General features: G+C 69.0%; 19 protein-coding genes. 10 read left to right on the forward strand and 9 right to left on the reverse strand.

Annotated features, from left to right (window positions below):
- Positions 1–3: 3 nt before the first annotated feature.
- The 3 genes from ASD05_RS01500 to ASD05_RS30575 are packed head-to-tail and all read right to left on the reverse strand — an operon-like array spanning position 4 to position 3,077.
- Positions 4–1,473 carry a rhomboid family protein gene (locus ASD05_RS01500; protein ID WP_056586647.1) on the reverse strand — a complete coding sequence of 490 codons (1,470 nt, stop codon included), beginning with the start codon at positions 1,471–1,473 and terminating at the stop codon, positions 4–6.
- Between the two features lie 19 nt (positions 1,474–1,492).
- On the reverse strand, positions 1,493–2,890 hold the full coding sequence (gene argH / locus ASD05_RS01505; RefSeq protein WP_056586648.1) for an argininosuccinate lyase: 1,398 nt from the start codon (positions 2,888–2,890) through the stop codon (positions 1,493–1,495).
- 31 nt (positions 2,891–2,921) lie between these two features.
- A complete protein-coding gene (locus ASD05_RS30575) occupies positions 2,922–3,077 on the reverse strand; it encodes a hypothetical protein (protein ID WP_235507842.1) in 156 nt (51 codons plus the stop codon).
- Between ASD05_RS30575 and ASD05_RS01510 the strand changes: the two genes are divergently transcribed.
- The 3 genes from ASD05_RS01510 to ASD05_RS01520 all read left to right on the forward strand — a co-directional run bounded on the left by ASD05_RS01510 (position 3,022) and on the right by ASD05_RS01520 (position 6,162).
- On the forward strand, positions 3,022–4,020 hold the full coding sequence (locus ASD05_RS01510; protein WP_235507826.1) for a sensor histidine kinase: 999 nt from the start codon (positions 3,022–3,024) through the stop codon (positions 4,018–4,020). The two genes, ASD05_RS30575 and ASD05_RS01510, sit on opposite strands and share 56 nt — an antisense overlap.
- Positions 4,021–4,147: 127 nt before the next feature.
- On the forward strand, positions 4,148–4,897 hold the full coding sequence (locus ASD05_RS01515; RefSeq protein WP_056586653.1) for a LytR/AlgR family response regulator transcription factor: 750 nt from the start codon (positions 4,148–4,150) through the stop codon (positions 4,895–4,897).
- The gene (locus tag ASD05_RS01520; RefSeq protein ID WP_056586656.1) at positions 4,894–6,162 is read left to right on the forward strand and encodes an AI-2E family transporter; all 1,269 of its coding nucleotides are present in this window, start codon (positions 4,894–4,896) and stop codon (positions 6,160–6,162) included. The genes ASD05_RS01515 and ASD05_RS01520 overlap by 4 nt, the downstream gene beginning before the upstream one ends.
- 60 nt (positions 6,163–6,222) lie before the next feature.
- On the opposite strand, the gene ASD05_RS01525 is transcribed toward ASD05_RS01520, so the two are convergent.
- The gene (locus ASD05_RS01525; RefSeq protein ID WP_056586657.1) at positions 6,223–6,747 is read right to left on the reverse strand and encodes a GNAT family N-acetyltransferase; all 525 of its coding nucleotides are present in this window, start codon (positions 6,745–6,747) and stop codon (positions 6,223–6,225) included.
- 48 nt (positions 6,748–6,795) lie between these two features.
- On the opposite strand from ASD05_RS01525, the gene ASD05_RS01530 reads away from it, so the two are divergent.
- A complete protein-coding gene (locus ASD05_RS01530) occupies positions 6,796–7,719 on the forward strand; it encodes a LysR family transcriptional regulator (protein WP_056586660.1) in 924 nt (307 codons plus the stop codon).
- An 11-nt stretch (positions 7,720–7,730) separates the two neighbouring features.
- Here the strand turns inward: ASD05_RS01530 and ASD05_RS01535 are convergent, their stop codons facing one another.
- The 4 genes from ASD05_RS01535 to ppc form a co-directional block, all read right to left on the reverse strand.
- Positions 7,731–8,978: an MFS transporter gene (locus ASD05_RS01535; protein WP_082571933.1), complete on the reverse strand. Its 1,248-nt coding sequence runs from the start codon at positions 8,976–8,978 to the stop codon at positions 7,731–7,733.
- Between the two features lie 176 nt (positions 8,979–9,154).
- Entirely contained in the window at positions 9,155–9,706 is a 552-nt protein-coding gene (locus ASD05_RS01540; protein ID WP_056586663.1) for a hypothetical protein, read from the reverse strand.
- Positions 9,703–10,104 (reverse strand): GFA family protein, encoded by a 402-nt coding sequence (locus tag ASD05_RS01545; protein WP_056586667.1) that lies wholly within the window; start codon positions 10,102–10,104, stop codon positions 9,703–9,705. The genes ASD05_RS01540 and ASD05_RS01545 overlap by 4 nt, the downstream gene beginning before the upstream one ends.
- 64 nt (positions 10,105–10,168) lie before the next feature.
- Positions 10,169–13,012 (reverse strand): phosphoenolpyruvate carboxylase, encoded by a 2,844-nt coding sequence (gene ppc / locus ASD05_RS01550; protein ID WP_056586670.1) that lies wholly within the window; start codon positions 13,010–13,012, stop codon positions 10,169–10,171.
- Positions 13,013–13,116: 104 nt separating this feature from the next.
- On the opposite strand from ppc, the gene hemC reads away from it, so the two are divergent.
- From hemC to ASD05_RS01570, 4 genes are read left to right on the forward strand one after another with little or no spacing between them, the layout of a single operon-like run.
- Positions 13,117–14,022, forward strand: coding sequence for a hydroxymethylbilane synthase (gene hemC / locus ASD05_RS01555; protein WP_235507827.1), 906 nt, complete (start codon positions 13,117–13,119; stop codon positions 14,020–14,022).
- 16 nt (positions 14,023–14,038) lie between these two features.
- On the forward strand, positions 14,039–14,812 hold the full coding sequence (locus tag ASD05_RS01560) for a uroporphyrinogen-III synthase (RefSeq protein WP_056586674.1): 774 nt from the start codon (positions 14,039–14,041) through the stop codon (positions 14,810–14,812).
- Positions 14,809–15,909 carry a uroporphyrinogen-III C-methyltransferase gene (locus tag ASD05_RS01565; protein ID WP_056586677.1) on the forward strand — a complete coding sequence of 367 codons (1,101 nt, stop codon included), beginning with the start codon at positions 14,809–14,811 and terminating at the stop codon, positions 15,907–15,909. Before ASD05_RS01560 ends, ASD05_RS01565 begins: the two co-directional genes overlap by 4 nt.
- A 6-nt stretch (positions 15,910–15,915) precedes the next feature.
- Positions 15,916–17,196, forward strand: a complete 1,281-nt coding sequence (locus ASD05_RS01570) for a heme biosynthesis protein HemY (RefSeq protein ID WP_056586681.1) — start codon at positions 15,916–15,918, stop codon at positions 17,194–17,196.
- Positions 17,197–17,405: 209 nt separating this feature from the next.
- Here the strand turns inward: ASD05_RS01570 and ASD05_RS01575 are convergent, their stop codons facing one another.
- A complete protein-coding gene (locus tag ASD05_RS01575; RefSeq protein WP_056586684.1) occupies positions 17,406–20,627 on the reverse strand; it encodes an Rne/Rng family ribonuclease in 3,222 nt (1,073 codons plus the stop codon).
- A 562-nt stretch (positions 20,628–21,189) separates the two neighbouring features.
- On the opposite strand from ASD05_RS01575, the gene ASD05_RS01580 reads away from it, so the two are divergent.
- Both ASD05_RS01580 and ASD05_RS01585 read left to right on the forward strand, forming a co-directional pair.
- Positions 21,190–22,290 carry an RluA family pseudouridine synthase gene (locus ASD05_RS01580; RefSeq protein ID WP_056587776.1) on the forward strand — a complete coding sequence of 367 codons (1,101 nt, stop codon included), beginning with the start codon at positions 21,190–21,192 and terminating at the stop codon, positions 22,288–22,290.
- Positions 22,283–22,954 carry an HAD family hydrolase gene (locus ASD05_RS01585; protein ID WP_056586687.1) on the forward strand — a complete coding sequence of 224 codons (672 nt, stop codon included), beginning with the start codon at positions 22,283–22,285 and terminating at the stop codon, positions 22,952–22,954. Before ASD05_RS01580 ends, ASD05_RS01585 begins: the two co-directional genes overlap by 8 nt.

Genomic DNA, 22,954 nt, shown 5'->3' on the forward strand with positions numbered 1-22,954 from the left:
TCCTCAGGCGCGCTGCAGTGCGCGCGTCACCATGTCGTTCGGCGCGAGGCGCAGCAGGTGCGGCAGCAGGCCGATCGCCTTGTCGCGCTCGCCCGCATGCAGCAACCCGTTCGCACAGGCCGACAGCGTATCGGCCAGTTCCGGATGGTCGGGCGCTGTCTTCAGCAGGATGCGGCAGAGCTTGTCGGTGTCTTCGAATTGGCGGATGCGGGCAAAGCGGCGCGCGAGCCGGGCCATGTCCTCGGGCTTCAGCCGTGCGCCGGGCTTGGCCTGGTCGAGGTAGGTCTTGTAGCTGGCGTGCTGCAGCGCCATCGTGCCCTCGTCGGTGGCGGGCAGGCGGAAGATGCGGCGGGCGGCCTGGTGGAAGTCGTCGCTCGCGGGCTGCAGCCGCGCGGTGTTGAACCAGGCGCGCAGCGTGTCGCTGTCGCCGGGGCGCAGCGCGGCGGCGGCGCGCCATTCGCCACATGCCTTGTCGAACTTCATTGCGGCGCTGAACTTCTGGGCAGCGGCCACGTGCTCGCCGAAGCGGTCGGGCTCGGGTGCGGCGGCCGTCTCCGGCGCCTGCACGCGGCGCAGCAGCAGGGCGCCGGTCATCAAGGCCGCACCGGTCAGCAGGCCGCCCAGGTGGGCCATGTAGGCAATGCCCTGGCCGCCCAGCCAATGCTGCATCAGCTCGTTGACGATCCATGCCGGCAGCAGCAGCAAGGCCGGCGCGGTGACGTAGTTGAAATAGAAGAACAGCTGGTAGAAGAAGCGGATGCGCTTGAGCCGGTACATCACCGCGTACATGCCCATCAGCGCCGAGATGGCGCCCGAGGCGCCCAGCCCATAGCCATCCTTGCCGGCATAAGCCCAGCCGGCCAGCGCCGAGGCGCCGACGGCGCCCAGCAGATAGAAGCTCAGGTAGGTGCCGCGTCCGAGCGCCAGCTCGACCGAGAAGCCGAACAGGAACAGGAACAGCATGTTGCCCAGCAGGTGGCCGGTGCTGCCATGCAGGAAGGCGGCGGTGATCCAGGTCCAGGGCTTGAGCTCGGCGTCCTTGGTGTAGTCCTGCGACCAGCGCGCGGTGAAGGGCGCGGGCAGCATGGCCTCGTACTGCTGGCGGTCACGCTTCCATTCGCCGTACTGCGGGTTGGTGGGCGTGATGATCCCGTCGGCTTGCAGCTTTGCCAGGAACTTCCTGTCGTTCTGCAGGCTTTCCAGAAGCTGCGGATAGGTTTCCTCGTGCGGCAGCATCCGGCGAGCCAGCTTGCCGCGCTTGGGGTCCGTCTTTTCGAGCCATTCCACGAAGGGCGGCAGCTCGAGTTCGGGCAGCACGCTGTTCACGTAGTAGTGGGCGGCGCGCTCGCGCGCGTTCTCCTCGCTGCGCTGCGGCCCCCACCACACGATCATGTTCACGAGGATCAGCAGCAACGTCATCCACGGTGGATTGCGCCAGCTCGGTTTGTTCTCGAGCGGTATGGCGTAGAACACGGTGCCGCTTCGGTCGCGATCAGCCGAGGCGCGCGCGGTGGCGGACCACCTGCGCCTTCACCTGCGCGGGCGCGGTGCCGCCCAGGATGTTGCGCGCGTTCAGCGAGCCGCGCAGGCTCAGCACGTCGTACACGTCCTTCTCGATGCTCGGGTTGAACTGCTGCAGCACGGCCAGCGGCAGCTCGGCCAGGTCGACCTTGTGCGAGGTGGCGGCCTTCACGGCATGGGCCACGGTTTCGTGCGCGTCGCGGAAGGGCAGGCCCTTCTTCACGAGGTAGTCGGCCAGGTCGGTCGCGGTGGCGTAGCCGCGCAGCGCGGCGGCTTCCATCGCCTCGGGCTTCACGGTGATGCCGCCGATCATCTCGGCGAAGATGCGCAGGGTGTCCTTGAGCGTGTCGACGGTGTCGAACAGCGGCTCCTTGTCTTCCTGGTTGTCCTTGTTGTAGGCCAGCGGCTGGCCCTTCATCAGCGTGATGAGCGCCATCAGGTGGCCGACCACGCGGCCGGTCTTGCCGCGTGCCAGCTCGGGCACGTCGGGGTTCTTCTTCTGCGGCATGATCGACGAGCCGGTGGTGAAGCGGTCGGCGATGTTGATGAAGCCGAAGTTCTGGCTCATCCACAGGATCAGCTCTTCGCTCATGCGGCTCACGTGCACCATGCACAGGCTGGCCGCGGCGGTGAATTCGATGGCGAAGTCGCGGTCGCTCACGGCGTCCAGGCTGTTCTGGCAGACGCCGTCCATGCCCAGCGTCTTGGCGACCAGCTCGCGGTCCAGCGGGTAGCTGGTGCCGGCCAGTGCGGCGGCGCCCAGCGGCAGGCGGTTGACGCGCCGGCGCACCTCGGCCATGCGTTCGGCGTCGCGGCTGAACATTTCCACATACGCCAGCATGTGGTGGCCGAAGCTCACCGGCTGCGCCACCTGCAGGTGGGTGAAGCCCGGCAGGATCACGTCGACGTTCTTCTCGGCGATGTCCACCAGCGCCTTCTGCAGCTCGACCAGCAGGTCGCCGATGAGGTCGATCTCGCCGCGCAGCCACAGGCGCACGTCGGTGGCGACCTGGTCGTTGCGGCTGCGGCCGGTGTGCAGGCGCTTGCCGGCGTCGCCGACCAGCTGGGTCAGGCGAGCCTCGATGTTCAGGTGCACGTCTTCGAGGTCGAGCTTCCACTCGAAGGCGCCGGATTCGATCTCGGCGCGAATCTGCGCCATCCCGCGTTCGATCGCGGCGTGGTCCTGCACGCCGATGATGCCCTGCGCAGCCAGCATGCCGGCGTGGGCGAGCGAGCCCTGGATGTCGGCCTGCCACAGGCGCTTGTCGAAGAAGACGCTGGAGGTGTAGCGCTTCACCAGGTCGCTCATCGGTTCGGAGAACAGGGCCGACCAGGCTTCGGATTTCTTGTCGAGTTGGTTTTGGGTCATGGGAGCCGTCCAGGAGGCAATAATGGGTTGGTCACCCGATGTAACTGATGTCTGCGATGCGCAACCCGGCGATTTTATCGGCCAGCTCCACAACCACGCCCCCGCCATCGCCGGAAAGGGCGCGCGCGCCCTTGCGCGGCAGTCCGTCCATCTTCGACGCCTGCCAGATCGGGGTGGTGCTGCGCACCGTGGTGTTCGTCGAGGTGGTGGTGGCGATTGCGACCCTGTTCGTGGCGTCCACGCCCGGCGAATGGCTGGTGCAGGCGGCCACGGTCACGGGCGGGGCCCTGCCTGCCACGCTGCTGTGGCTGGTGAGCGCCTGCGGGCTCAAGAAGCCGCTGCAGCGCCTGCCGAAGCAATGGCAGTACACGGCCGGCGCCGTGCTTGGCGCGGTGTCGGCGTTGTATGGCTGCGGCCTGCTGCGCCTCACGGGCGTGCTCTCCACCGCGCCCTGGCTGGCCAGCGCCCTGGCCGGCACCCTGTTCGCAGCGCTGGTGATGGCCGCGATGGTGCTGCGCGCGCGCGGCCAGACGCCCGCGGCGATGACGGCCCGGATCGAAGAGCTGCAGTCGCGCATCCGGCCGCACTTCCTGTTCAACACGCTCAACAGCGCCATCGCGCTGGTGCGCGAGGAGCCGGCCAAGGCCGAGACCATGCTCGAAGACCTGGCCGAGCTGTTCCGACAGGCGCTGGCGGACCCGGGCGAATCGGGCACGCTGGCCGACGAGATCGCGCTGGCCGAGCGCTACCTCGCCATCGAGCAGGTGCGCTTCGGCGACCGCCTGCGCATCCGCTGGGACCTCGACGCCGCCGCCAGCAACGCGCGCCTGCCGCCGCTGCTGCTGCAGCCGCTGGTCGAGAACGCCATCAAGCACGGCGTGGAGCCCAGCCCCGAGGGCGCCAAGGTGCGCATCCGCACCGAGCGGCGCGGCGGCATGGTGGTGATCGAGGTGGTCAACAGCCTGCCGCCGCTGCGCTGGGCCGACGAGCCGCTGCCGCGCGGCCACGGCATTGCGCTGGCCAACGTGCGCGACCGTTTGCGGCTGCTGCACGACATGCAGATGCAGTTCAGCGCCGGCATGGACCAGAAGAATTACCGGGTTCGCATCGCCATTCCCGCCGAATCATGACGGATCAGGCTCGCCCCCAGGCTGCGCGCACTTCGTGTCGCTGCGCCAACCCCCTGCCGGGAGCAACACCTGCGGCCCGGCAAAGCCGGTTCCGCGGTGTTCACCGAAAGAGAAGAAGAGAGACTGCATGACCCTCAGGACACTGATCGTCGACGACGAAGCCCTGGCGCGTTCGCGCATGCGCACGCTGCTGCGCGACTGCACCTCGCCTGCCGCCGACGTGGTGGCCGAAGCCTCGCAGGGCGCCGAAGCGCAGCGGCATCTTGCTGCGCTGGCGCTCGACCTCGTGCTGCTCGACGTGCACATGCCCGGCGTCGACGGCATCGAGGTGGCGCGCGCGCTGCGCAGCCGGCCCGACGCGCCGGCCGTGGTGTTCGTGACCGCGCATGCGAGCCATGCGGTGACGGCCTTCGATCTCGATGCGGTCGACTACCTGACCAAGCCCGTGCGCGCCGAGCGCCTGCAGCAGGCGCTGCAGAAGGCCGAGCGCTTCCTGAAGGAGCGCCGTGCACTGCAGGCCGAGGCCCAGGTACCCGAGGCGGTGCTGATCCAGGACCGCGGCCGCGCCGAACGCGTGCCGCTGTCGGAGGTGCTCTACCTCAAGTCCGAATACAAGTACCTCACCGTGCGCACCGCCACGCGCAGCCACATCCTCGACGGCTCGCTCAACGAGTTCGAGGAGCGCTATCCGAACCGCTTCCTGCGCGTGCACCGCAATGCGCTGGTGGCGCGCTGGGCCATCCGCGCATTGGAAAAGTACGACGATGGCGAGGACGCCGAAGGCTGGGCGCTGCGGCTCGACGCCATTCCTGAACCCGTGGCCGTGTCGCGCCGCCAGCTCGCCGCGGTGCGCGAAGTGCTGAAGGAAACGCGATGAACGACGAGCAGAAACCCCCGGCCTCCGAAGAAAAGCCCGCACCCGCCGAAGCCTCCGCGGAGCCTCCGGCTGCCGCGCCTGCATCCGAGGCCGCGTCCGAACCCCCGCCCGAACCTTCGCCGGAGGAACTGCTCGCGCAACCCGCGCCGACCGGGCGCGAACGCCTGGTGCTGGACATGCCGATCGACGTGCGCAGCGCCTCCCTGGTTCTGCTCGCGGTGCTGGCCACGGTCTTCACGCTGCAGTGGGCGAAGGCGGTGTTCATTCCGCTGATGCTGAGCCTGTTGCTGGCCTATGCGCTGTCGCCGCTGGTCGAGCGCCTGTATCGCTGGAAGCTGCCGCGCTGGATCGGCGCGGCGCTGATCCTCGCGGGCGTGTTCGGCGGAGTGGGCTGGACCGGCTACTCGCTCTCGGGGAATGCCTCGCAGCTGCTCGATGCGCTGCCGATCGCAGCACAGAAGCTCGGGCAGGCGATGCGCAGGGACAGGAACGCCAGCGCCACGCCGCTCGAAAGCGTGCAACAGGCCGCCGCCCAGCTCGAACGCGCCGCCGAGGAAAACTCGGCCCGCGTGGCGGCGCGCAAGGGCGTGGCGCGCGTCATCGTCGAACGGCCCAACTTCAACGTGCGCGACTACCTGCTGAGCGGCACCGTCGGGCTGCTCAGCGCCATGGGGCAGCTCACGCTGGTGGCCTTTCTGACGTACTTCGCGCTGTGCTCGGGCGACACCTTCCGGCGCAAGCTGATCAAGATCACCGGGCCGAGCCTGCAGAAGAAGAAAGTCACCGTGCATGTGCTCGACGACATCACGCGCAACATCGAGCGCTATCTGCTGGTGCAGATCTTCACGAGCGCGCTGGTCGGCCTCGCCACCGGCCTCTCGTTCTGGGCCATCGGCCTCGAGAACGCTGCCGTCTGGGGCATCCTCGCGGCGGTCACCAACCTCATTCCCTACATCGGCTCGGTGATCGTGCTTTCGGCGGCCGGACTCGTGGCCTTCCTGCAGTTCAACACGCTGCAGATGGGCCTGCTGGTGGCCGGCACCTCGCTGGTCATCCACACGCTGGTCGGCAACCTGCTCATGCCCTGGCTCACCAGCCGCACCAGCCGCATGAACCCGGTGGCCGTGTTTGTCGGGGTGATCTTCTGGGGCTGGCTCTGGGGTATCTGGGGGCTGCTGCTGGGGATTCCGATCACGATGGTGATCAAGTCGATCTGCGACCGGGTCGAGGACCTGCAGCCGGTCGGGGAGCTGCTGGGGGAGTAGGGCTGCGCACAGCAGCGCAAGCCGGCCGCTCCCGGGCGCCGTCGTCGTTCGGCGCGGGGCTCAGCGCAGGGCGCGCTGCATCAACACGGTGTCCACCCACCGACCGAACTTGAAGCCGACGTCGCGCAGCACGCCGACCCGATCGAAGCCCAGTTTTTCGTGCAGCCGCTGCGAGCCCATGTTCGCGCTGTTGCCGACGACCGCCACCATCTGCGTGAAGCCGCTGTCGGTGCAGCGGCGGATCACTTCGTGCAGCAGCGCCCGGCCGATGCCGTGGCCGTGCATGCCGTGCGCGACGTAGATCGAGTCTTCCACCGTATGGCGGTAAGCGGAGCGGGCGCGGTAGGCCGTGGCGTAGGCATAGCCGGCCACTTCGCCGCCGATCGTCGCCACGAGGTAGGGGAGGCCGCGAGCGGCTACGTCGGCACGGCGCACCTGCATCAGCTCGACGGTGGGCACTTCTTCCTCGAAGGAGCAGAGGTCGTGCAGCACATAGTGGCTGTAGATGGCCTGCACGGCGGCCATGTGGTGCGGTTCGGCGTCGAGGACTTCGACGGTGGCGGAAGCGATGGATTGCGATGGCATGCCCCGATCTTGACGATCCACATTCGATAAGTGAAGCTTCGCCAAGATATGCAAGGCATGAGAAATACTTTGGAAAAGTCGCTGAACCTCGACCAGCTCAGGTCCTTCGGGCTGGTGATCGAAACGGGCAGCTTCTCGGCCGCCGCCGACCGGCTCGGTCTCTCGCAGCCCGCTGTGAGCCTCCAGGTCCGCCAGCTGGAGCGTCGCCTGGCGGTGCGCCTCGTCGAGCGCGTCGGCAAGCGCGCGAAGGCCACGCCCGCGGGCATGGAGCTGCTGCGCCACATGCCGCACATCGACGCCGCGGTGGAGAACGCGATCGATGCGCTGGCCGACCATGCGAGCGGCATCGCGGGCCGGGTGCGGCTGGGCACGGGCGCCACGGCCTGCCTGCATTTCCTGCCGGCCGTGCTGCGCGGCCTGCGCGAACGGTTTCCGGAACTCGGCGTGGTGGTGAGCACCGGCAACACGGAAGACCAGGCGCGCAAGGTGGAAGAGAACAGCCTCGACCTCGCGCTGGTCACGCTGCCGGTGGCGGGGCGGTCGCTGGCGGTGTTGCCGGTGCTCGATGACGAGTTCGTCGCGATCGGCCGGGCGGACTCCTCGCCACCGAAGGCGAGGGTGGCGCCGGGCGACCTGGGCGCGTTGCCGCTGGTGCTGTTCGAGCCCGCCGCCAATACGCGCAAGCTGGTCGACCGCTGGTTCGCTGCGCAGGGCCTGCAGCCGCAGCCCGTGATGGAGCTGGGCAGCGTCGAGGCGATGAAGGAAATGGTGGCCGCAGGGCTGGGCCATGCCATCGTGCCCGGCATGTCGATGGTGGGCCGTGGCGCCCATCCCGAGCTGAAGGCCAGCCGGTTGAATCCCCGCATGCACCGCACGCTGGCCGTGGTGATGCGGCGGGACAAGCCCGTCAGCAAGGCCTTGCGCGCAGTGCTCGATGCCCTCGTGGCGGCCGGAAAGCCCGCCCGCCGCTAGCCAGGTTCTCGTTATTCGGGAATGGCGGCCAGCGCCGCGCCGCCGCGCGCCCGGCCCAGCGTGCCGACAATCAGCGCGGCGATCAGCACCAGCACGCCGCTGAGCACCATCGCGCTGGAGATGCCGAAGCTGTCGACCGTCACGCCGCCGATCAGCGCGCCCGAGGCGATCGCCACCTGGAAGCCGCTCACCAGCAGGGCTTGGCCGGCTTCGGGCGCGTCGGGCACCGCTTCCATCATCCAGCCGGTCAGCGCCACCGGGATCAGGCCGAAGGCCACGCCCCAGATCACGACTACCACCGCGCCCGGCACGAAGCCGGAGCCGATCACGGTCGTCAGCAGCAGCGCCGTCGCGAGCATCAGCGCCGCCAGCAGGGTGGTGCCGCGCACGCTGCGCGCCACGAGGCTGCCGCCGACGAAAGTGCCGACGAAGCCCACCGCGCCGTAGACCAGCAGCAGCGTCGAAACCGAGTTGGGCGCCAGGCCGAACACCTGCTGCAGCAGCGGCTTCAGGTAGGTGTAGGCCGCGAAGTGGCCGGCGATGAAGAACAGCACCGCGAGCAGGCCGACCTGCGCCATGCGGCGCGTGAGCGGCGTCAGCAGGTCGCGTGCGCCGATGGCGCGCACCGGCGGAATCGATGGCAGCAGCCACAGCTGCACCAGCAGCACGAACGTGGCGAGAGCACCGGTCACGGCGAACGAGGCGCGCCAGCCGAACAGCGTGCCGAGGAAGGAGCCGGCCGGCACGCCGAGCACGGTGGCGGCCGACACGCCGGCGAGCACGTACGACATGGCCCGCGCCTGCGAGGCATGCGGCACCAGCTGCGTGGCGGCGGCGGGCGCGAAGGTCCAGAAGCCGCCGACGCACAAGCCGAGCAGTAGGCGCGCGACCAGCATGGTGGCGAAGTTGGGCGCGAAGGCGGCGAGCAGGTTCGAGGCGATCAGCAGCGTGGTGAGCGCGATCAGCACGGTGCGGCGGTCGAGCTTGCCCGAAGCGACGATCAGCGCCGGGCCGGCGAAGGCGGCCAGCACGCCGGGCATGGTGACCATCAGGCCGGCCGTGCCGTCGGACACGTTAAGCCCGCGCGCAATGTCGGTCAGCAGTCCGATGGGCATGAACTCGGTCGAGACCATGGCGAAGGTGCCGACGGCGATGGAGCCGACGGCAAGCCATGCGGAGCGGGAGGCCGAGGCCGGTGCGGGTGCCGCCGCGCTCGCGAGCTCGTCGATGCAGGGGTTGCTGCTGGGTGAATTCATCATGGAATGCGGTCCTTGGAAGCACCGGCGATGAGCACGCCAATGCTGGTGAAGAGGCATTCGAGTGTGCGAGCGGTCGCGTGCGCGACATAGGGGCTGGGAAGCAGTAGTCAGTTTCCCGAGGGCGAACAATCGGCCCTTTTGATGGCTATCGCCATCCGAATGCCCGCTGTCGCGGCTCAGGGGAGCGCCGGTCGCAGCTGCAATATCCGGCCATCGGCGATGAACGAGTGGCCGATCAGCACACGAAAGGCCGCACCCTGCGGAAACTTCGGTTGGGCAATGGCCGGCGAGAGGAACTCGATCTCCAGCGCTGCAGGCTTGCCGCGTTCCAGCGCATCGCCTGGCGGCACGACCCAGCGCGCCGAGAAGCCTTCCTTGTCGATCACCAGCGCGCAGCGGTATTCGCCCGGCGCGATAGGAATGTCCTGCGAGGGCAGGGCCGGCTTGCGGAAGGTGAGCTCGGCGAGCACATGCGGCGCGAACGCGCCCAGCGTGTCGAAGCTCGGTGGCGCCACGGCCGCGGGCGGCGGCGCGCGGCGTGGCCGCTTGCTGATGAGCCACGCGATGACGTTGCCGATGATCGGCACCCACAGCACCATCAGCAGCGTGCCGATGTCGCGGGTGGTGGAGCCGGGCACTGCGTAGTGCCGCACGACGGCGCCGCCGATGGCCACGCACAGCAGGACGGCGACGATGACCTTTCGGCGGAACTGGATCTTCGTGCTCATGCCTTGGGCGGCGCCGCTTCCGCAAAGGAGGGAATGTCGCCAGCGTGGTCCAGCCACGGCACTTCGTGCGAGGTCCAGATGTGCGCGGTGGGCCGCTGGCCCGGGTCGTCGTCGAGCGAACCCAGGCGCAGGATCACCTGCGGCTGCGCCACCCATTCGGCGACGAGGTGCGTGCCGCAGCGGGTGCAGAAACGGCGCAGCTTGCCGGGCGTCGACTCGAAGGAGCCGATGGCGTCTTCGCCCGCAGTCCAGCGGAAGTCGGACCTGTCGACGCGAGCGGTCGTGGTGAAGGCCGCGCTGTGCGCCTTGCGGCAGGTCGCGCAATGGCAGTGGGCGATGGGCCCGGCGAGGCGGGCGGCTTCGTACCGGACGGTGCCGCAGAGGCAGGAGCCTTTCATGGCGATCTCTCTTGGGTGTTGGGGCCGCGAGTCTATGCCCGCTTTCGCCTCTCCCCCGGATGCGTCAGCCCGTGTTGCGCAGCCCCGCCGCCACCCCGTTGATCGAGATGTGAATGCCGCGCTGCAGCCGCTCACCGCCGTCGCCCGCGCGGTAGCGCCGCATCAGCTCGACCTGCAGGTGATGCAGCGGGTCGATGTAGGGGAAACGGTGGCGCACCGAGCGCTGCATCTCGGCGTTGCCTTCGAGCCGCTGCTTCGCGCCGGTGATGAGCGTGAGCGCATCCGATGTGCGGTGCCATTCGGCATCGATCATCGAGAACACCTTCTGGCGCAGCTTGCGGTCCGTAACCAGCTCGGCGTAGCGCGAGGCCAGCGCGAGGTCGCTCTTGGCCAGCACCATGTCCATGTTCGACAGCAGCGTGCGGAAGAAGGGCCACTGCGCGTACATCCGCTGCAGCAGGGCCACGCGTTCCTTCTTGCCCGCGGCGGTGCCGGCGGCGGCCAGGAACTGCTCCACGCCCGAACCGAAACCGAACCAGCCCGGAATGGTCAGGCGGCACTGGCCCCAGCTGAAGCTCCACGGCACCGCGCGCAGGTCGTCGATCTTGTGGCTGGGGTTGCGCGACGCGGGGCGCGAGCCGATGTTGAGTTCGGCGATCTCGCGGATCGGCGTGGAGCCGAAGAAGTAGTCGCCGAAGCCCGGGGTTTCGTACACCAGCTTGCGGTATGCGGCCATGCTCGCGGTCGACAGTTCGCCGGCCGCCGAGAGGAAGGTGGCCGGCGCCAGCTTGCCCTGCGGCAGCAGCGTGGCTTCGAGCGTGGCGGCCACCAGCGTCTCGAGGTTGCGCCGGCCGATCTCGCGGTTGGCGTACTTCGAACCGATGACTTCGCCCTGTTCGGTGAGGCGGATCTGGCCGCGCACCGTGCCCGGCGGCTGCGCGAGGATCGCCTGGTAGCTCGGGCCGCCGCCGCGTCCCACCGTGCCGCCGCGGCCGTGGAACATCCGCAGGCGAATCGGGTTGGCCTTTTTCTTGTTCAGCTCGTCGAACAGCGACACCAGCGCGATGCCCGCGCGGTAAAGCTCCCAGTTGCTGGTAAAGATGCCGCCGTCCTTGTTGCTGTCGCTGTAGCCGAGCATCACGTCCTGTTCGGCGCCCGAGCGTTCGATGAGGGCCTGGATGTTCGGCAGCGCGTAGAAGGCACGCACGATGGGCGCGGCGTTGCGCAGGTCTTCGATGGTTTCGAACAGCGGCACCACGATCAGGTCGCACACCGCGTTGGTGGCCATTGCGCCGCGCAGCAGGCCCACTTCCTTCTGCAGCAGCAGCGCCTCGAGCAGGTCGCTCACCGTTTCGGTGTGGCTGATGATGTAGTGGCGGATGGCCGCCGCGCCATAGCGCGCACGCGCGGTGCGAGCGGCGGCGAAGATGGCCAGTTCGCTCTTCGCGAGTGGCGAGTAGTCGGCGTCGGGCACGCGCAACGGGCGGGCGTCGTCGAGCAGCTTGAGCAGCAGCGTCTGCTTGGCCTCTTCGGCCAGCGAGGCGTACGAAGGCTCGATGCGCGCCGTGGCCAGCAGCTCGGCGATCACGGCCTCGTGCTTGTCGGAGCTCTGGCGCAGGTCGACGGTGGCCAAGTGGAAGCCGAACACTTCGACCGCGCGGATCAGCGGCAGCAGGCGCGGTGCGGCGAGCACATTGCCGTGCTTTTCCTCGAGCGACTCGGCCACGGTGCGCAGGTCGGCCAGGAACTCTTCGGCCGCGGCATACGGGTTCTGCGGCGAGACGGCATGGCGCGCAGCCTCGCCGCCGGTGAGCTCGCGCAGCGTGGCCGCGAGGCGCGCATACACGCCGGTGAGCGCGCGGCGGTAAGGCTCGTCCTTGCGGTGTTCGCTCTTGTCGGGCGAGCGCTCGGCCAGCGCCTGCATCTCGACCGACACGTCGACCAGCGTGGCCGACAGCGACAGCTCGCTGCCCAGGTAGTGCACCTCGGTGAGGTAATAGCGCAGCGCCAGTTCGCACTGGCGGCTCAGTGCGTATTCGAGCGTCTCGGCGGTGACGTTGGGGTTGCCGTCGCGGTCGCCGCCGATCCACTGGCCCATGCGCAGGAAGGGGGCGACCGAAGGCGTGTGGCCGCCCTGGGCCAGTGCCTTTTCGAGGTCGGCGTACACGCGCGGAATCTCGCGCAGGAAGGTGGCTTCGTAGTAGCTCAGCGCGTTCTCGATCTCGTCGGCCACGGTGAGCTTGGAAAAGCGCAGCAGGCGCGTCTGCCAGATCTGCGTGACGCGGATGCGCATCTGCGTTTCGTTCTCGGCGAATTCGAGCGGCGTGAGCGCATCCTTTCCCCCGGCGTAGGCGCTCTGGCGCAGCTTGATCTCGTCGCGCGCGGTGAGCAGTTGCGCGATGGCGCGCTCGGCGTCGAGGATGCTCTTGCGCTGCACTTCGGTCGGATGCGCGGTGAGCACTGGCGAGACGTAGCTGTGGGCCAGCGAGGCAACGATCTCGTCGGGCTTCACGCCGGCCTTGCGGATGCGGGCGAGTGCGGTCTGCAGGTCGCCGTCGACGCTTTCGCCGGCGCGCTCGGTTTCGGTGCGGCGGCGGATCTGGTGACGGTCTTCCGCGAGGTTGGCCAGGTGGCTGAAGTAGGTGAAGGCGCGGATCACGCGCACCGTCTCGGCCGCGCTCAGGCCCTTGAGCAGGTTCTTCAGCGCGCGGTCGGCGGCGTGGTCGGCATCGCGGCGAAAAGCCACGGACAGGGTGCGGATCTTCTCGACCAGCGCGTAGGTCTCGTCTCCCTCCTGCTCCCGGATCACGTCGCCGAGGATCCGGCCCAGGAGCCGGATGTCGTCGATCAACGGCTGGTCTTCGGCCTGGCGGCGCTTGGGGGGAGCAGGGGTCTTGCTGGCTTTCATTCGATGTTGGTCCTGGACTTCTTGAATGGATGCGCCGCCTGCGTTGCTGCGGCGCAACATGCTAGCATTCCAAGGGTTTGGAACACGTACTTTTGGAACAGGTCTTGAGCAATATCGTGATCGCCACGCGCGAAAGCCGCCTGGCACTCTGGCAAGCCGAACACGTGCAGGCGCTTTTGCAAGAAAAGGGCCACACGGTCAGCCTGCTCGGCCTGACCACCACCGGCGACCAGATCCTCGATCGTTCGCTCAGCAAGGTGGGCGGCAAGGGGCTCTTCGTGAAAGAGCTCGAACTCGCGCTCGAAGAAGGGCGCGCCGACATCGCTGTCCATTCGCTGAAAGACGTGCCGATGGACCTGCCCGAAGGCTTCGCGCTCGCCTGCGTGCTGGAGCGCGAAGACCCGCGCGACGCGCTCGTCTCCCCGCGCTACGACTCGCTCGGCGCACTGCCGCAGGGCGCGGTGGTCGGCACCTCCAGCCTGCGCCGCGTGGTGCTGCTGCGCGCGCTGCGGCCCGACCTGCGCATCGAACCGCTGCGTGGCAATCTCGACACCCGCCTGCGCAAGCTCGACGAAGGACAGTACGACGCCATCGTGCTGGCAGCGGCCGGGCTCAAGCGGCTGGGGCTCGAGAGCCGCATCCGCGTGGCTTTCGACCCCGACACCATGCTGCCGGCCGCGGGGCAGGGTGCATTGGGCATCGAGGTGCGCGCGGACCGCACCGACCTCGTCGACCTGCTGGGCTCGCTGGCCCATGACGGCGACTGGCTTTCCACCACCGCCGAGCGCGCGGTGAGCCGCGCAATGGGCGGCAGCTGCTCGATGCCGCTCGCGGCCCACGCGCGATGGCAGGCCGACGGCGCGCTGCGCATCGATGCAGCGTGGGGCGACCCGGAAGGCAACGCGCCGCTGGTGAAGGTGCATGCGCTGGCGCCCGCCGCCGGCTTCGCCGAGGCCGACGCGCTCGGCCAGCGCGCCGCGGCGCTGCTGCGCGACGCCGGAGCCCACTGACATCCGTGGTCATCGCATGACCGCTCGTCCCGTCATCGTCACGCGGCCGGCGCGCGAGGCAGTGCAATGGGTGAGCGACCTGCGCGCAGCGGGGCTCGACGCAGTCGCGCTGCCGCTCATCGTGATCGAGCCGGTGGTCGATGCCGAGCCCTTGCGCACGGCGTGGCGCCAACTCGCGGACTACTCGGCGCTGATGTTCGTGAGCGCCACGGCCGTCGAGCATTTCTTCCAGCACAGGGAGCCTGCCCGCGCATTGGCGGGATGCCGCTTCTGGGCCACGGGGCCGGGTACCACGCGCGCCTTGCTTCGTGCCGGCGTGCCGACCGGGTCCATCGAAGCGCCGCCGCCCGAAGCCACGCGCTTCGACTCCGAAGCGCTGTGGGAGCGCGTGCAGGCTCAGGTATCGGCCGGCGTGCGCGTGCTGATCGTGCGTGGCGGCGACGAGGCCGGACGACCGACGGGGCGCGACTGGCTCGCCAACGAGATCGATGCCGCGGGCGGCCGTCGCGACACCGTGGTGGCATACCGCCGGCTGTCGCCATCGCTGGACGTCGTACAACACCAGTTGGCCATCGATGGTGCCGAGGGCCGCGCGATCTGGCTCTTCAGCAGTTCCGAGGCCATCGGCAATCTCCAGCGGGCGATGCCTGGCGTCGACTGGCATGCCGCAAGCGCGGTCGCCACGCATGCACGCATCGGCGAAGCTGCGCGGGCCGCGGGTTTTGGGGCGTTGCGTGTATGCACGCCGCTGCTGGATGCACTGATCGCGTCTATAGAATCCCTGGCATGAGCGCCGCGTCCCCGTCAGACGATCTTTCCTCTTCTTCCCCAACCGCTGCCACCGCGCCGGTGCCTGCCACGCTGGCACCGCACCAGACGCCGGCCGCGCAGGCCGCGGGCGCGCTGCTCCTCTCCCGCCTGGGATTCGGCCTGGTGGCCCTCGTGGCGCTGGCCGCATTGCTGATTGCGATCGCGCTGTGGCAGAAGGTCAGCGGCATGAAGGAGCAACTGGCGCGCCAGAGCGCCGACGCCATCGCGCAATCGATGGAGGCGCGCACGCTGGCGCGCCAGGCGAGCGATACCGTGCGCGAGGCTTCGGCCCGTGTGGCACTGGTCGAAACCCGCGTGGCCGAAGTCGCGCTGCAGCGCTCGCAGCTCGAAGAACTGATTCAAAGCCTCTCGCGTTCGCGCGACGAGAACCTCGTGGTCGACATCGACTCGGCCGTGCGCCTTGCCTTGCAGCAGGCACAGGTCACGGGCAGCGTCGAGCCGCTGCTGGCCGCGCTCAAGGCCGGCGACGTGCGTATCGCGCGTGCCGCGCAGCCGCGGCTGACCCCCCTGCAGCGGGCCATGCAGCGCGATGCCGACCGCCTGCGCAGCAGCGTCAGCACCGACAGCGCCGAAGCGCTTCAGAAGCTCGACGAACTGATGCGCGGCGTGGACGACCTGCCCACGCTCAACGCGGTTGCCGTGCGCGGCAACGGCACCAACGCCTGGCAGGCCGAACCGATTCCCGCCGATGCGCCGTGGTGGCAGCGCGCGCTGCTCACGGTGCGCGGCGAAGCCCGCTCGCTGGTGCGCGTCGGCCGCATCCAGAGTCCGGAGGCGATCCTGCTGGCGCCCGAGCAGTCCTATTTCCTGCGCGAGAACCTCAAGCTCAAGCTGCTCAACGCGCGCCTGTCGCTGCTGTCGCGACAGATGGAAGCCACGCGCAGCGAACTGTCGCAGGTGACCGCGTCGCTCAACCGCTATTTCGATCCCGCATCGCGCCGCACCCAGGCTGCCGCCACGCTGCTGCAGCAGTTGCAGGCCCAGATGAAGACGACCGAGCCGGTGCGCATCGACGACACGCTGGCGGCACTGGCCACCGCGGCTGCAGGACGCTGACCGGGAATGCGCGCCGCAATCTGGCTCCTCGCGCTGTTCGCCGTCGCCGCGGCCGTCGCCCTGTTCGCAGGCAACAACCAGGGCACCATCACCGTGTTCTGGCCGCCGTGGCGCGTCGACCTGTCGCTCAACCTCGTGCTCGTGATCCTGCTGGTGGCCTTCGTGCTGCTGCACGCGGCGCTGCGGGCGCTGGCGGCGTTGTTCTCGCTGCCGACGCAGGCGCGCCAGTGGCGCCTGCAGCAGAAGGAGCGCACGCTGCATGCGGCCCTGCTCGATGCGATGGTGCAGCTGATCGCGGGCCGCTTCTCGCGCGCGCGCAAGGCCGCCCAGGCCGCGCTCACACAGGAAAAAACGCTGGCGGCCCTCGGCGCCAGCCTGCCGCAGGCGCAGCAGGTGCGCGTGCTGTCGCACCTGCTGGCCGCCGAGAGCGCACAGGCCCTGCAGGACAAGCCGGCGCGCGACGCGCACCTGCAGCAGGCCCTCAACGAAAGTGCGGACCGCGCCGTGCTCGCCAGCCCGGAGACGCGCGAAGGCGTGCAGCTGCGCGCGGCGCGCTGGGCGCTCGAGGACCGCGATGCGGCGGCGGCGCTCGCGCGGCTCGAAGAGCTGCCGCAAGGCGCGCAGCGCCGCACGCTGGCCCTGCGGCTGCGGCTCAAGGCGGCGCGGCAGGATCGCCGCACGCTCGAGGCGCTCGAAACCGCGCGCCTGCTGGCCAAGCACCGGGCGTTCTCGGAAGCCGCGGCGCAGAGCATCGTGCGGGGTCTCGCGACCGAGTTGCTGTCGGGCGCGCACGATCCTGCGCAGCTGCTTCGCGCCTGGACCGAACTCGATGCCAACGAACGCGGAATGCCCGAGGTGGCAATCCATGCCGCGCAACGGATGGTCGCGCTGCGCGGCGACCTCGCACTGGCGCGTGGCTGGCTGCTGCCGGCCTGGGAGCGCATGGTGGCCAATCCGCGTGGGCTGGGCGACGCGTTGCGCGTCAAGCTCGCGCGCGCGCTCGAAGCGGGGCTCGATTCGGTGGACGCCGACTGGCTGGCGCGCATCGAAAGTGCACAGCGCAACAATCCGCGCGATCCGAACCTGCAATACCTCGCGGGCATGGCCTGCATGAAGCGCCAGCTGTGGGGCAAGGCCCAGCAGTTGCTGACGCAGGCCGGCCTGGGACTGCAGGACACCGAGCTGTACCGCCGCGCCTGGCTTGCACTGGCCAGGCTGGCCGAAGACCGCAACGACACCGAGCAGGCCGCCGAGGCGTGGAAGCGCGCGGCGCAGGTCGAGAGCTGAGCGTCTGCAGCGGCAGGCGGATGAGCGCGGGGCGGGGGCGCGCACCCGGAGTCCCGAGCGGGCCATGACCGCGTCGTAGCCCGACGCACCCTGAAGATATCCCGGCGATCCAGCATGGCATTCGCGCGGCGATGCGAGCTACCGGCTCATTGCAAGGCATAAAAAAACGGCGCCAGGTGGCGCCGTTTTGGGTTGCGGGCGTGTGTCGCTCAGAGCGTGCGTTGCTGTTGCTCGAACGGCAGCGACATCGAGCCGAGGTCGCGGCGGGTTTCGACCAGCACCAGCGGGCCTTCGTCGAGCACGACCACCGGCGGGCGTTCGCGCGGCACATGCACCGGCTTCGGCTCGGCCTCGATGGCGGCGCGGGCCTGGGCGATGCGCTCGGCATCCGAGTTGACCCACTGCAGGCCCGAGCTCTCGGCGATCTGCGCGAGTTCGGTCAGCGGCAGCTCGAAGGACTGGACCTTGGGCAGCGCGCGGCCGTTGGCGGCTGCGGGCGCCTTGGCGCTTTCGACCACGATCGGTGCGGACACCGGCGCCGGGCGCTCGGTGCGGACCTGCTGCGGTGCGGCGGGCTGGCGGGCTTCCGGTGCGGCGACTTCTCGAGCTGCTTCGGCGCGTTCCGACACCAGCGGCAGTTGCTGCTGCGGACGGGACTCCGGGGCTTCCGCCGCGACGCCTTCGGCGACCGGGGCGCCGGCCGTGCTGCCGGCTTCGGCTTCGTCGCGCGGGCCGCGTTCGCGGCGGTCACGGCCGTAGCGGTCGCGCGAACGGCCGCGGCGCTCGTCGCCTTCGCGGCGGGGCATCTGCTCGTTGCTGCCGTTGATGGCTTCATTGCCTTGCGCTGCATCGGAAGCCGCGGCTTCGGCGCCGCGTGCATCCGCTTCGGCTTGCGGCGCATCGTTGCGGCGTTCGCGGCGGCCGTCGTTGCGGTCGCCACGGTCGCCACGCGGAGCGCGCTGTTCGTCGCGGCCGCTGCGGGGCTGGCGCTCGCCTTGGGCGGCTTCGTCGCCAGCGGGTGCTGCGTCGCCGCGCGGCTGGCCGTTGTCGCCGTTGCGCTCGGCGCGTTCGCCGCCACGGTCGTTGCCGCGTTCAGCACGTTCGCCACGCTCATTGCGCTCGCCACGTTCACGGCGTTCGCCCCGGGCGCGGGGTGCGCGTTCAGCTGCGTTGCCTTCGTCGCCTGCGACAGCGCCGGATGCCAGTTGCTGGGCTTCCAGGCTGATGTTGCCGTCGAGGGCCTCGGCCGGCGCGTTGTTGCGGCCTTCGCGGCCTTCGCCTTCGCGGCGCTCGCCACGGCCGCTGCGGCGTTGTTCGCCATCGCGCGGTGCGCGCGCTTCACGCGGCTCGCGGGGCTCACGCTGCTCGCGCGGTTCGCGTTGCTCACGCGGCTGGTTGATGCCGTCGCTGCGCTGCTCGCTGCCGCGGCCTTCACGGCCTTCGCGACCTTCACGGCGCTCGCCGCCACGGCCACCACGGCGTTCGCCGTCGCGGCCACCGGAGCGTCCGCCGCTCTCGCCACGGCCTTCACCGCGAGCTTCGCCACCACGACCGCCGCGGCGCTGTTCGCCGTCGCGTGCGCCGGCACGTTGTTCGCCATCGCGGCCCGGACGGCCGTCGCGGCGGGGCTTCGGCGCCTCGACCGGAATCACGGCGGGCGCAGGTGCTGGAGCGGGTGCCGGCGTACCGCCGAACAGGTTCTTGATCCAGCCGAAGAAGCCGGTCTGTGCCGGAACCGGCGCGCTCACCACGGGCGGAGCGACCGGTGCGGGTGCTGCGGCGACAGGCGCACGCACCGCTTCGGGCTTGGGCGGCACCACCGGCGCGGGAGCGTCGGGCAGCACGCCCTTGATCACCGGCGTCTGTTTGTTGGTGGGTTCCTGCGAACGGCGCGTGACCGAGGTCGGGTCTTCGATCTCGTCGGCCATCTTGTAGCTGGCTTCGATGTGGTCGAGGCGCGGATCGTCGTGCTTCAGGCGCTCGAGCTTGTAGTTCGGCGTTTCGAGCGTCTTGTTGGGCACCATCAGCACGGTGACGCGCTGCTTGAGTTCGATCTTGGCGATTTCGGGGCGCTTTTCGTTCAGCAGGAACGAAGCCACCTCGACCGGCACCTGCACGTGCACGGCGGCCGTGTTGTCCTTCAGGCACTCTTCCTGAATGATGCGCAGGATCTGCAGCGCGCTCGATTCGGTGTCACGGATGTGGCCCGAGCCGCCGCAGCGGGGGCAGGGAATCGACGAGCCTTCGCTGAGCGCGGGCTTCAGGCGCTGGCGGCTCATTTCCATCAGGCCGAACTTGCTGATCGAGCCGAACTGCACACGGGCGCGGTCTTGCCGCAGCGCGTCGCGCAGGCGGCTTTCGACCTCGCGGCGGTTCTTCGACTCGTCCATGTCGATGAAGTCGATGACGATCAGGCCGCCCAGGTCGCGCAGGCGCATCTGGCGGGCCACTTCATCGGCGGCTTCGAGGTTGGTGCGGGTGGCGGTTTCTTCGATGTCGCCCCCCTTGATGGCGCGGGCGGAGTTCACGTCGACCGAGACCAGCGCTTCGGTGTGGTCGATCACGATGGCGCCGCCCGAGGGCAGCTGCACGGTGCGCGCGTAGGCCGATTCGATCTGGTGCTCGATCTGGAAGCGGCTGAACAGCGCCGCGTCGTCGCGGTAGCGCTTCACGCGGGCGGCATGCTCGGGCATGACGTGCGCCATGAACTGCTGCGCCTGGTCGTAGATGTCGTCGGTGTCGATCAGGATGTCGCCGATGTCGTGATTGAAGTAATCACGGATGGCGCGGATGACGAGCGACGATTCCTGGTAGATCAGGAAGGCGCCCTTGCCGCCCTTGGCCGCGCCGTCGATGGCGCTCCACAGCTTGAGCAGGTAGTTCAGGTCCCACTGGAGTTCGGACGCGATGCGGCCGATGCCGGCGGTGCGCGCGATGATGCTCATGCCCTTCGGGTACTCGAGCTGGTCCATCGCCTCCTTGAGCTCGGCGCGGTCGTCGCCCTCGATGCGGCGCGAAACGCCGCCGCCGCGCGGGTTGTTGGGCATCAGCACGACGTAGCGGCCGGCCAGCGAGATGAAGGTGGTGAGGGCAGCGCCCTTGTTGCCGCGCTCTTCCTTCTCGACCTGGACGGTGAGTTCCTGGCCTTCTCGGATCGCGTCCTGGATGCGGGCCTGGCTGGCCGACACGCCTTCGGCGAAGTACTGCTTGGAGATTTCCTTGAACGGCAGGAAGCCGTGGCGGTCTTCGCCGTAGTCGACGAAACAGGCTTCGAGCGAGGGCTCGACGCGGGTCACGACCGCCTTGTAGATGTTGCCCTTGCGCTGTTCGCGCCCTTCGATTTCGATTTCGTAGTCGAGCAGTTTCTGCCCGTCGACGATGGCCAGGCGGCGTTCTTCGGCCTGCGTGGCATTGATCAGCATCCGCTTCATGATGCGTTGTCCTTATATGTATCGTTCTACCGGCTCTTGACGAGCCAACGATGCACGGACGACGCCCGCGAAACCAGGGGAATTGCCGCTTGGGCCCCGGATGCTGTGACTGCCGCGCCAGGCGCGAGCAGGCCTCTCGAGCGCTAGCTCAAGAAGACAGCCGGGGTGGGGGCGCGTGGATGGGCGCGAGCCAGATTCGGTGTTGAGTGGCTATCTTTTTGATAGCCGGTTGCGCAAGGGTGGCGCGCGCCGCGGACGATTCAATGCCTGAGGCCGCTGGTCGAAACCAGGTCGGCCAGCGCAGGCACATTTGAATCAGCAGCATCAACACAACAAGGGACTCGCTTCGATCCGCCGGCAGCTTGGAAGCTGCAGGCTGGGTATTCCGTATCGGTGTTTCGTGGGTGTCGGCTTGACTTGGGTGCCTGGTCTGCCACTTTGCGCCATTGCGCGGGGTTTGCAGCTCGGCGCCAAAGCGGCATCGACCTCGCAGCGCTGTCCTGGGTATTTGATGGCAGTGGACTAAACTTCTGTCTAATCAAGTACTTACATGACCGCGCTGGTGAAAAACATTATAGGTGCGAAGCAGGGCCCGGCGGCTGCTCCAAATCCCGCAGACCCAAAAGCCCCAACCGAGACCGGGGCGCCGCATTCGGCCATCAAATTCCTCACGGTCGACGCCGAATCTGCCGGGCAGCGGCTCGACAACTTCCTGTTCCGCCATCTGAAAGGCGTCCCGAAGACGCACGTCTACCGGATCATCCGGTCCGGCGAGGTGCGCATCAACAAAGGCCGTGCGCAGGCCGAAACCCGCATCGAGGTGGGCGACGTGCTGCGGCTGCCGCCGATCCGCATCTCGCCCCGCGCGGAAGAGGGCGCGGCCCCGCCCGCGCCGGCGCGTGAGTTCCCGGTGCTGCTGGAAGACGATGCCTTGCTGGCCATCGACAAGCCGGCCGGCGTGGCCGTCCATGGCGGCAGCGGCGTGAGCTTTGGCGTGATCGAGCAATTGCGCACGGCGCGGCCCGCCGCCAAATTCCTGGAACTGGTGCATCGGCTGGACCGCGAAACCTCCGGCATCCTGCTGGTCGCCAAGAAGCGCAGCGCGCTGGTCGCGCTGCAGGACCAGTTCCGCGAACGCGAGACCGGCAAGACCTACCTGGCGCTGGTCGAGGGGGCCTGGCCCGCCAACAAGAAGGTGCTCGATGCGCCGCTCGCCAAATATCTGCTACCCGACGGCTCCGGTGCGGGCGCCGGCGAGCGCCGTGTGCGCGTGGTCGCCAAGGACCATCCGGATGCCATGCGCGCCGTCACGCTGGTGCGCGTGCTGGCACGGTTGTCGCTGCCCGGGGATGCCACGCCGCTGTCATTGCTCGCGGTGACGATCAAGACTGGCCGCACGCACCAGATCCGTGTCCACCTCGCGTCGGCCGGCCATCCGATTGCCGGCGACGACAAGTACGGCGAGTCCGAACGCCAGCGCGCGCTGCAGAAACTCGGCCTCAAGCGCATGTTCCTGCATGCCTGGCGGCTGCAATTCAACCACCCGGCCAGCGGTGATCGCGTGGCGCTGCAGGCCGGCCTGCCGCCCGAGCTGCACGCGCTCATGCCGCCTGCCGCCCTCGAGGCGCTGGCCCAACACCCCGTTGCGACGACCCATGACTGATTCCCCCCGCCCCCTTCGCTTCGACCTGATCGCCTTCGACTGGGACGGCACGCTCTACGACTCCACGCGCCTGATCGTGCGCTGCATCCAGGCGGCGGTGATCGACGTCGGTGGCGCCAAACCGAGCGAGAACGACGCCGCCTGGGTGATCGGTCTGGGCCTGGCCGAGGCGCTCGCCCGCGCGGCGCCCGACGTGCCGAAGGAAAAATATGCCGAGCTCGGCGCGCGCTATCGCTATCACTACCTCCAGCACCAGGACGACCTCGTGCTTTTCGACGGCGTGCTGCAGATGCTCGATGCGTTGCGCGCGCGCGGCCACAAGCTGGCCGTGGCCACGGGCAAGTCGCGCCGCGGCCTCAACGAAGCGCTCAGGTCGGTCGCGCTGCGCGACCGCTTCGACGCCTCGCGCACGGCCGACGAAACCTTCGGCAAGCCGCATCCGCGCATGCTGCTGGAGCTGATGGAAGAACTCGACGTGCCGCCGGAACGCACCCTGATGATCGGCGACACCACGCACGACCTGCAGCTCGCCCAGAACGCGGGCGCCGCCAGCGTGGGCGTGAGCTACGGCGCGCACGAACCGGCCAGCTTCGACGAATTCAAGCCGCTGCACATCGCGCATTCGGTGGCCGGGCTGGAAGCCTGGCTCCTCGAAAACACCTGA

Origin of the sequence: Variovorax sp. Root434 (genome assembly GCF_001426595.1) — a bacterium.
Classification (GTDB): domain Bacteria; phylum Pseudomonadota; class Gammaproteobacteria; order Burkholderiales; family Burkholderiaceae_C; genus Variovorax.

Excerpts from the sequence above, each read along its gene's own strand:
- argH (WP_056586648.1), bottom strand. The coding sequence starts at position 2,890 with ATGACCCAAAACCAACTCGACAAGAAATCCGAAGCCTGGTCGGCCCTG.
- ASD05_RS01515 (WP_056586653.1), top strand. The coding sequence starts at position 4,148 with ATGACCCTCAGGACACTGATCGTCGACGACGAAGCCCTGGCGCGTTCG.
- ASD05_RS01520 (WP_056586656.1), top strand. The coding sequence starts at position 4,894 with ATGAACGACGAGCAGAAACCCCCGGCCTCCGAAGAAAAGCCCGCACCC.
- ASD05_RS01525 (WP_056586657.1), bottom strand. The coding sequence starts at position 6,747 with ATGCCATCGCAATCCATCGCTTCCGCCACCGTCGAAGTCCTCGACGCC.
- ASD05_RS01530 (WP_056586660.1), top strand. The coding sequence starts at position 6,796 with ATGCAAGGCATGAGAAATACTTTGGAAAAGTCGCTGAACCTCGACCAG.
- ASD05_RS01535 (WP_082571933.1), bottom strand. The coding sequence starts at position 8,978 with ATGATGAATTCACCCAGCAGCAACCCCTGCATCGACGAGCTCGCGAGC.
- ASD05_RS01540 (WP_056586663.1), bottom strand. The coding sequence starts at position 9,706 with ATGAGCACGAAGATCCAGTTCCGCCGAAAGGTCATCGTCGCCGTCCTG.
- ASD05_RS01545 (WP_056586667.1), bottom strand. The coding sequence starts at position 10,104 with ATGAAAGGCTCCTGCCTCTGCGGCACCGTCCGGTACGAAGCCGCCCGC.
- ppc (WP_056586670.1), bottom strand. The coding sequence starts at position 13,012 with ATGAAAGCCAGCAAGACCCCTGCTCCCCCCAAGCGCCGCCAGGCCGAA.
- ASD05_RS01560 (WP_056586674.1), top strand. The coding sequence starts at position 14,039 with ATGACCGCTCGTCCCGTCATCGTCACGCGGCCGGCGCGCGAGGCAGTG.
- ASD05_RS01565 (WP_056586677.1), top strand. The coding sequence starts at position 14,809 with ATGAGCGCCGCGTCCCCGTCAGACGATCTTTCCTCTTCTTCCCCAACC.
- ASD05_RS01570 (WP_056586681.1), top strand. The coding sequence starts at position 15,916 with ATGCGCGCCGCAATCTGGCTCCTCGCGCTGTTCGCCGTCGCCGCGGCC.
- ASD05_RS01575 (WP_056586684.1), bottom strand. The coding sequence starts at position 20,627 with ATGAAGCGGATGCTGATCAATGCCACGCAGGCCGAAGAACGCCGCCTG.
- ASD05_RS01585 (WP_056586687.1), top strand. The coding sequence starts at position 22,283 with ATGACTGATTCCCCCCGCCCCCTTCGCTTCGACCTGATCGCCTTCGAC.